The organism is Phenylobacterium montanum (assembly GCF_018135625.1).
In the GTDB taxonomy this organism is placed as follows: domain Bacteria; phylum Pseudomonadota; class Alphaproteobacteria; order Caulobacterales; family Caulobacteraceae; genus Poindextera; species Poindextera montana.
On sequence record NZ_CP073078.1, the window covers coordinates 1,881,116 to 1,887,500 of the forward strand.

The window sequence follows — 6,385 nt, forward strand, 5'->3', positions numbered from 1 at the left end:
GGAGAATTGGTGCTCGGAGATTGCTGTGCTGCGCGCCGCAGAGTCCGCTCAGGGTCCAGCCTGTGTAAAAACGGCGAAGCAGCTTAGAATCTGGCATCGACGCAGCTTTGGAGCCGTCGATGAAGCGCTTTGTCGAGGGTGACGACCGACGGCAATCATTGTTGTTGCCGCAGTCGCTGGACGATTACGTGGCCGAGGACAACCCGGTCCGTGTGGTCGAGGTCTTTATCGACGAGTTGGACCTCGGCGCGCTGGGGTTCGAGGGCGTTCAGCCGGCATCGACGGGTCGGCCCGCCTATCACCCCTCGACCCTGCTGAAGATCTACCTCTACGGCTACCTCAATCGGGTGCAGTCGAGCCGCCGGCTCGAACGCGAAGCCCAGCGCAATATCGAGCTGATGTGGCTGACCGGGCGCTTGGCGCCGGACTTCAAGACCATCGCCAGCTTTCGCCGGGACAACGGCCCGGCGATCCGGGCGGTGTGCGCGCAGTTCGTGGTCCTGTGCCGACAGCTGGGCCTGTTCACCCGGGCGGTGGTCGCGATCGACGGCAGCAAGTTCAAGGCGGTGAACAATCGCGACAAGAACTTCACCGTGGTCAAGGTCGCCAAGCGGCTGGAGCAGGTCGAGGCCAGCATCGCGCGCTACCTGGCGGCCCTGGACCGGGCCGACCGCGAAGAGAGCGACATCGCCGAAGCCAGGACCACCCGCATCAAGGACAAGATTGCGGGCCTGCGCCGGCAGATGCAGGCCTTGAAGGCGATGGAGCAGCAGGTCCAGGACGCGCCGGACAAGCAGGTGTCGCTGACCGATCCCGACGCGCGTTCAATGGCGACCAGCGGCCGCGGAACCGGCGTGGTCGGCTACAATGTGCAGACAGCGGTCGACGCCGAGCACCATCTGATTGTCGCGCACGAGGTGACCAACCTGGGCTACGACAGAACCCAGTTGGAGCCCATGGCGCGCAAGGCGCAGGCGGCGACGGGATGCGAGGAACTCACCGCCCTGGCCGATCGCGGCTACTTCAACGGCGAGCAGGTGCTGGCGTGCGAGGGGACCGGGGTCCTGCCGTGCGTGCCCAAGACGGACACCTCCAGCGCCGCCAAGCGCGGCTTCTTCACCCGCCATGACTTTGTCTTCGACGCCGAGAACGATCACTACACCTGTCCCGCCGGCCAAAAGCTGACCAAGAGCCGACGCCGACCGACCCGCCAAGACGATATGGACGAATACCGTCATCTGACAGCCTGCTTCACCTGCCCGCTCAAACCAAAATGCACACCGGACAAGCTCAAGAGATTCAGGCGCTGGAAGCACGAAGGCGTGCTCGACAAGATGCAGGCCAGGCTCGACCACATGCCCGACGCCATGCTGGTTCGCCGCCAGACCGTCGAACATCCCTTCGGCACGCTCAAGGCATGGATGGGAAGCATGCACTTCCTGACCAAGACCCTCGAAAAGGTCCGAACGGAGATGAGCCTCCACGTTCTGGCCTACAACATCAAGAGAATGATCCAGATCTTCGGCGCCAGGCCGCTGATGGCGGCGATAAGAGCCTGATCACCCCGCCTGACCCTCTTCAAAATCCCCGCTCAACAGCACAACTCGATCATTGAAAGTACGGCAGACCAGCCCCCCAACCCAGCAATCGCGTTTTTCCACGGCCTCGGTCGTTCTTACGCCTTGGCCCAGCTCCAGAAACTCGCCGTTCGCCAGGCACGCGGCTTTGGCGCCGGAAGCGGTCTTTCCCAAGGGCAGAGATGAGTCAGAATCGCGCGTTCGGCTCGCCGCCCCAGGCGAACGCCGCTGGCTTGCCCGGAAGCGGACGTCGCCAACGGCAGCGATGAGTCAGATTTCGCCGGATCCAACGTCAGCTCTAGCGGAACAAGCGCTGCCCTACGCGGCACCGCGCGATATCTGGATATGGCGAGCAGCGCCCCAAAGGGGCTGCCAGAACATCGTCCTGGCAGCCAAGTGGGCGCTCAAAGGGGCCAACCAATGAGCGGGGACCACGCACCGCCGTCACCGTGACGTCCGTAGGGTTCGATCAAAAATGTTCACAGCTTCTCGCAACATGCTTGCGCTGAGCCACGAGGGATCGCGCCGGAGAGCCATAAAGTGACGGCCCAGCCCCCGGGGCCGACGCCCCTGCCTGAGGCCATGGCGGGGTCTGATGAATGGCGCAAGCCCTGAGGGACTTGCGCCACGGCGCCTAGGCCGGAACCTTGGCGACCTTGGGCTTGGCCGGCGCCTTGCGGGCGGCGGCCTTCGCGACCGGCTTCACCGGCGCCCCGCCTCGGCCGCCCTGGCCCAGGCCCATCTGCTTGGCGAGGTTGGAGCGCGCCTCAGCGTAGCTCGGCGCCACCATGGGATAGTCCTTCGGCAGTCCCCACTTGGCCCGATAGTCCTCGGGGCTCATGTTGTACTTGGTGCGGAGGTGCCGCTTGAGCGACTTGAACTTGCGGCCGTCCTCCAGGCAGATCAGGAAGTCCGGCTGAATGGACTTGCGGATCGACACCGCCGGCGCCTGGGGCTCTTCCGGCGGCGCGGGCGGGGCTTCGGCGCCTGAGAGCGCGGTGTAGGTGGCGCGGATCATCGCCGGCAGATCAGCGGCGGCGACGCTGTTGTTGCTGACATAGGCCGCGACGATGTCGGCGGTCAGTTCGATGAGAGATGAGTTGTCGGACATGATTTTCCTATAGAGCAGGACAAAAGCCCCTGCCCAAAGGCAGCGACATCGCCTGCTTAAATATTCGATCGATCGAGACGTCAACGCCTATGCGGCTGACGAGTGAACAACCGCCGCAGCGCAAACCACAAGTTCCGAACGCGTAAAGTCACGGATTGCGCCGCCGCTGTTCGCCGTCAATTCTACGCCAGGATGCGAGAGCCCCTCGGAAGGACTTGCGATCGAACGTCGGATCTCTAGCTCTCTATTCCAACAGAGGTCTTGCCGTTCCAGTTCGTGGAGTTGAGGCGATGGCGGAAGCCGACCGTATTCTTCGCATCCGCACGGTGCTGCTGCGGACCGGGCTCAGCCGCTCCACCCTCTATCGCAAGATCCGCGAGGGCTCTTTCCCAAGGCCGCTGCGCATCAGCGTTCACGGCGCCGGCTGGCTGCAGTCGGCCGTCGACCGCTGGATGGCCGATCCGATCGCCTTCTGGGAGCCGCCGCCGGAGAGTTCTGGACATCCCCAGTCGCCGTCGCAACCTGCCTGATGCGCCGTTGATCACATGCCCGGCCCTTCGAAGAACAAGCTGAAGCTGCAGTTTCCGACCCGGCCGCCGCAACTATCCCTTGCAGATTCGGCCGAAGGCGCCGATCATCCCCTCACCGAGCTGGCCCGACTGCTCGCTCGCCGGGCCGCCCGCCGCTGCTATCAGGACCAACTGCAGGAGCGCCGATCCAAGGACTCCTGACCAGGAGATCGCCGATGAAGGTCGCGCTCTATGCCCGTTATTCCGACGAGAACCAGCGCGACGCCTCGATCGCCGACCAGCTCAGGATCTGCCGGCTCCATGCCGAGCGCCAGGGCTGGATGGTCACCGACGAGTACACCGACCATGCCGTCTCCGGCGCCTCGCTGCTGCGCCGCGGCGTGCAGCGGCTGATCGCCGACGCCCAAGCCGGCCGCTTCCAGCTGCTGCTATCCGAGGCTATGGACCGCCTCTCCCGCGACCAGGAAGACATCGCCGGCCTCTACAAGCGCATGGCGTTCGCTGGTGTGAAGATCGTCACCCTGGCCGAGGGCGAGGTCACCCCACTGCATGTGGGGCTGAAGGGGACGATGAACGCGATCTTCCTGAAGGACCTCGCCGACAAGACCCGCCGCGGCCTCAGGGGCCGGGTCGAGCAGGGCAAGTCCGGCGGCGGCAACGCCTACGGTTATGACGTGGTCAAGCGCATTGGCGCCGACGGCGAACCGGTCCGCGGTGACCGCACCATCAACCCGGCCGAGGCCGAGGTGGTGCGCCGGATTTTCCGCGACTACGCCGCCGGTAAATCGCCCAAGCGCATCGCGACCGAACTGAACCGGGACCACATCCCCGCCCCCGGCGGCGGCCAGTGGGGCTTCTCCACCCTCAACGGCAACGTCAGCAGGGGCAATGGCGTGCTGAACAACGAGCTCTACGTCGGCCGGCTGATCTGGAACCGGCAGCATTTCATCAAGGATCCCGACACCGGCAAGCGCCAGGGCCGGCTGAACCCACGCGAGGAATGGATCATCCAGGAAGTGCCGGAGCTTCGCATCATCGACGAAGCGCTCTGGGATGCGGTCAAAGCCCGCCAAGCGTCGCTACATCGAGAGCGGCAGGACAACGGCGAGATCGTCAATATCTATTTCCGGGACCGGCGCCGGCCCCGGTATCTGCTCTCAGGCCTAACCCGCTGCGGCTGTTGCGGCGGCGGCTACGGCATGATCTCCAAGGATCAGCTCGGCTGCTCGACCGCGCGCAACAAGGGTACCTGCGACAACCGGGTCAATATCCGCCGCGACCAGCTCGAGGCGCGCGTTCTGGACGCCCTGCGCCACCACCTGATGGACCCGGCCCTGTTCAAGGAATTCTGCGAGGAGTTCACCCGCGAGAGCAACCGCCTGCGCATGGAAGCCCGCACAGACATCGACGCCGCCCAGGCCGAGATCAAGCGCATCGAGCGGGAAGTCGAGCGGCTGCTGGACATGCTCGTCAAGGGCACGGCGACGGGCCAGGCCGCGGCGCAGGTCAACGCCAAGATGAACGAACTGCTCGGCCGTCAGGCCGAGCTCAAGCAGCAAGTGGCCGACGCCGAAGAACCCCCGCCACTTCTGCATCCCGAGATGGCCGGGGTTTACCGCACGCAGGTCGCCGAGCTCTACGAAGCTCTGCAGGGCGAAGCCGAGACCAAGCAGCTTGAGGCGACCGAGGCCCTGCGCGCCCTGATCCAGGAGATCATCCTGACCCCCGAGGGCGATCAGTTGACGATCGACGTCCGCGGCGACCTGGCCGGGATCCTGGCCATATCGACCAAGCAAAAACCCTTCGGCCGGGGGCCGAAGGGTTCTGCAAAATCGCAAGTTGAGATGGGTGCGGGGACAGGATTTGAACCTGTGACCTTCAGGTTATGAGCCTGACGAGCTACCGGGCTGCTCCACCCCGCGTCGGTGGTTTTGGTGATGGAAGGGTCATGATTGGTTGGGGCGGGATTTTTTTAAATCCTGCGAACTTCATATGCGACATCCGTTTGGTAGACCTGGCGGCGACCTACTCTCCCGCGCCTTGAGACGAAGTACCATTGGCCCAGGAAGGCTTAACGACCGAGTTCGGGATGGGATCGGGTGGGGACCTTCCGGCATAGCCACCAGGTCGACTAAACGGATGTTGAGGGCATTACTGCCCTGGCAGGATTTAGAAAAATCCTGCCGCTTAGACATCAATGTCTGTCGTTACAAAGCTTCAGCATGAGTTTGGCTGAAGAACGATCAAGCCGATCGAGCGATTAGTACCAGTAAGCTGCACGCCTCACGGCGCTTCCACACCTGGCCTATCAACGTGATGGTCTATCACGGCTCTCGGCGAAGCCTTGTTTTGAGGTTAGTTTCCCGCTTAGATGCTTTCAGCGGTTATCTATTCCACACTTAGCTACCCTGCTGCGCGGCTGGCGCCACGACAGGTCCACCAGAGGTGTGTCCATCCCGGTCCTCTCGTACTAGGGACAGATCCTCTCAAGCTTCGTACACCCACGGCAGATAGGGACCAAACTGTCTCACGACGTTCTGAACCCAGCTCACGTACCACTTTAATCGGCGAACAGCCGAACCCTTGGGAGCTGCTCCACCCCCAGGATGTGATGAGCCGACATCGAGGTGCCAAACTTTGCCGTCGCTGTGGACGCTTGGGCAAAATCAGCCTGTTATCCCTAGAGTACCTTTTATCCGTTGAGCGATGGCCCTTCCATGCAGAACCACCGGATCACTATGGCCGACTTTCGTCTCTGATCGACTTGTCAGTCTCTCAGTCAGGCGGGCTTATGCCATTGCACTCGACGAGCGATTTCCGACCGCTCTGAGCCCACCATCGCGCGCCTCCGTTACACTTTGGGAGGCGACCGCCCCAGTCAAACTGCCCGCCACGCCATGTCCCGGACCCGGATAACGGGCCGCGGTTAGACGTCAGCAACAATAAGGGTGGTATTTCAAGGATGGCTCCCCCGGAACTGGCGCCCCGGTTTCATAGCCTCCCACCTATCCTACACATATTGATGCTAACGCCAAGGCGAAGCTGCAGTAAAGGTTCATAGGGTCTTTCCGTCTGACCGCGGGAACCCCGCATCTTCACGGGGAGTTCAATTTCGCTGAGCCTATGCTGGAGACAGCGGGGAAGTCGTTACGCCATTCGTGCAGGTC

Annotated in this window: 5 protein-coding genes, 1 tRNA gene and 2 rRNA genes (1 of these 8 only partly in view); 4 read left to right on the forward strand and 4 right to left on the reverse strand. The window is 63.1% G+C overall.

Translation table 11 applies throughout. The features are described 5' to 3' along the window. Window positions 1–119: 119 nt before the first annotated feature. Window positions 120–1,559, forward strand: coding sequence for an IS1182 family transposase (locus tag KCG34_RS08360; RefSeq protein WP_211939912.1), 1,440 nt, complete (start codon window positions 120–122; stop codon window positions 1,557–1,559). A 652-nt stretch (window positions 1,560–2,211) separates the two neighbouring features. On the opposite strand, the gene KCG34_RS08365 is transcribed toward KCG34_RS08360, so the two are convergent. Beyond that, entirely contained in the window at window positions 2,212–2,688 is a 477-nt protein-coding gene (locus KCG34_RS08365; RefSeq protein WP_211939921.1) for a Ros/MucR family transcriptional regulator, read from the reverse strand. Window positions 2,689–2,978: 290 nt separating this feature from the next. Here KCG34_RS08365 and KCG34_RS08370 point away from each other — a divergent pair, with 290 nt between their 5' ends. The 3 genes from KCG34_RS08370 to KCG34_RS26110 are packed head-to-tail and all read left to right on the forward strand — an operon-like array spanning window position 2,979 to window position 5,107. After that, the gene (locus tag KCG34_RS08370) at window positions 2,979–3,218 is read left to right on the forward strand and encodes a helix-turn-helix transcriptional regulator (protein ID WP_211939922.1); all 240 of its coding nucleotides are present in this window, start codon (window positions 2,979–2,981) and stop codon (window positions 3,216–3,218) included. A 15-nt stretch (window positions 3,219–3,233) separates the two neighbouring features. Then, window positions 3,234–3,419, forward strand: coding sequence for a hypothetical protein (locus tag KCG34_RS08375; protein ID WP_211939923.1), 186 nt, complete (start codon window positions 3,234–3,236; stop codon window positions 3,417–3,419). Window positions 3,420–3,433: 14 nt separating this feature from the next. Further along, complete coding sequence (locus tag KCG34_RS26110) at window positions 3,434–5,107, forward strand: recombinase family protein (RefSeq protein WP_367576032.1); 1,674 nt, start codon at window positions 3,434–3,436, stop codon at window positions 5,105–5,107. Here KCG34_RS26110 and KCG34_RS08390 read toward each other — a convergent pair. The 3 genes from KCG34_RS08390 to KCG34_RS08400 all read right to left on the reverse strand — a co-directional run. Continuing rightward, window positions 5,064–5,140, reverse strand: a tRNA-Met gene (locus KCG34_RS08390). The genes KCG34_RS26110 and KCG34_RS08390 overlap by 44 nt on opposite strands. 90 nt (window positions 5,141–5,230) lie before the next feature. Then, window positions 5,231–5,345 (reverse strand): 5S ribosomal RNA (rrf, locus tag KCG34_RS08395). A 112-nt stretch (window positions 5,346–5,457) separates the two neighbouring features. Further along, window positions 5,458–6,385, reverse strand: a 23S ribosomal RNA gene (locus KCG34_RS08400); it runs 1,857 nt beyond the window's last position.